The sequence below is a fragment of the Arthrobacter sp. 2YAF22_2 genome, assembly GCF_052114645.1.
GTDB lineage: Bacteria > Actinomycetota > Actinomycetes > Actinomycetales > Micrococcaceae > Arthrobacter.
The window spans coordinates 1-1,629 of sequence record NZ_JBFRFD010000669.1 but is presented as its reverse complement, the minus strand read 5'-3'; the positions used below and the strand labels follow the sequence as shown (position 1 = coordinate 1,629).

Sequence of the window (1,629 nt, the reverse complement as noted above, 5' to 3'; positions counted from 1 at the left end):
GGTCCACGACCCTGGGCCGTGCCGCCGTGCGCGACTGGTCGCTGCTTGCGTCCCGGTCCCTGAGCCAGTCAATCACCAACTGCACCACGGATTCCGTTTCCGGGCGCGGGATGAACACCCCCGGACCCACCGCAAGTTCAAGGTACCGGAAATGCGCCACGCCGGTGATGTGCTGCAGCGGGATCCGTTGTGCCCGTTCGGCCACGAGTTCCTCGTAGCCCTCCGGTGCCCGGGAATCACCCAGCATCATCGCGCGGAGCCGGCCGAGGCCCCCGCCAAGCAGGTGCTCGGCGAGGAGTTCGGCGTCGACCTCGGGGCTGGGCACCCCGGCGGCGGCCAGCACGGCGGTGGCGTCGCGGACGGCGTCGGCGAGGCTCGGTCCGGACTCAGGTGTCATTGTCAGGTGTCATCGACGGGCAGGCCGGACTAGTCGCCGATGGCGTCGAGGCGGGCCTGTTCGTCCATCTCGATGGCGGACTGGATTACCGGCTCCAAATCGCCGTTCATGACCTGGTCAAGGTTGTACGCCTTGTAGCCGGTGCGGTGGTCGGCAATCCGGTTTTCCGGGTAGTTATAGGTCCGGATGCGCTCGGAACGGTCCATGGTGCGGATCTGCGACTTGCGCTGGGCCGAGTTCTCGGCGTCGATCTGCTCCTGCTGGTGGGCAAGGATGCGGGCCCGCAGCACGCGCATACCGGCCTCACGGTTCTGCAGCTGGGACTTCTCGTTCTGCATTGCCACCACGATTCCGGTGGGAAGGTGGGTGATGCGCACGGCCGAGTCGGTGGTGTTGACCGACTGTCCGCCGGGGCCGGAGGAACGGTAGACGTCGATCTTCAGATCGTTCTGGTTGATCTCGAGTTCTTCGGGTTCGTCCACCTCGGGCAGCACCAGCACGCCGGCCGCCGAGGTGTGGATGCGGCCCTGGGATTCGGTCACCGGAACGCGCTGGACGCGGTGCACGCCGCCTTCGAACTTGAGCCGCGCGTAAACGCCCTCGGCCGGATCGTTGGAGCTGCCCTTGACGGCCATCTGGACGTCCTTGTAACCGCCCAGGTCCGATTCGGTGGCGGAGATGAGCTCGGTTTTCCAGCCGCGGGATTCCGCGTAACGGGTGTACATCCGGAGCAGGTCGGCGGCGAACAGCGCGGCCTCGTCGCCGCCTTCGCCGCCCTTGACCTCGAGGATCACGTTGCGGGCGTCGTCCGGGTCGCGCGGGATCAGCAGCCGGCGCAGTTTGGCCGCCGCCGTGTCCAGGGCGGCCTCGAGCTCGGGCACCTCGGCGGCAAACTCCGGATCCTCGTCCGCCATTTCCTTCGCGGCCGAGAGGTCATCACTGATGGCCTCCCAGCGGTGGTAAGCCTCGACAATGCCGTTCAACTGGGCCGAGCGCCGCCCCAATTTCCGGGCCAGCTTCTGGTCAGCATAAACAGCAGGATCCCCAAGCTGGGCCTGGATGGCAGCATGCTCATCCAACAACCCCTGTACGGACTCAAACATTTTCAAAACCTCTTTCGACTTGGAACCAAGTCTAGTTACGACACAAAAACTGAACCGCGGCTGGCGACTTAACGACGAAGCCGCACGGATTTTTCCGCCCCGGGAGTGGCTTCGGGCCTGCCKGAGCCG

1 protein-coding gene and 1 pseudogene are annotated in these 1,629 nt (G+C 65.8%); both read right to left on the bottom strand.

Annotation, left to right across the window (positions count from 1 at the left end; all coding sequences use genetic code 11):
- Positions 1–397 (bottom strand): annotated as a pseudogene (locus tag AB4Y86_RS18535) (peptide chain release factor N(5)-glutamine methyltransferase); the annotation flags it as partial.
- Between the two features lie 29 nt (positions 398–426).
- Positions 427–1,500 (bottom strand): peptide chain release factor 1, encoded by a 1,074-nt coding sequence (gene prfA / locus AB4Y86_RS18530; protein WP_441403607.1) that lies wholly within the window; start codon positions 1,498–1,500, stop codon positions 427–429.
- Positions 1,501–1,629: the final 129 nt, after the last annotated feature.

Excerpts from the sequence above, each read along its gene's own strand:
- prfA (WP_441403607.1), bottom strand. The coding sequence starts at position 1,500 with ATGTTTGAGTCCGTACAGGGGTTGTTGGATGAGCATGCTGCCATCCAG.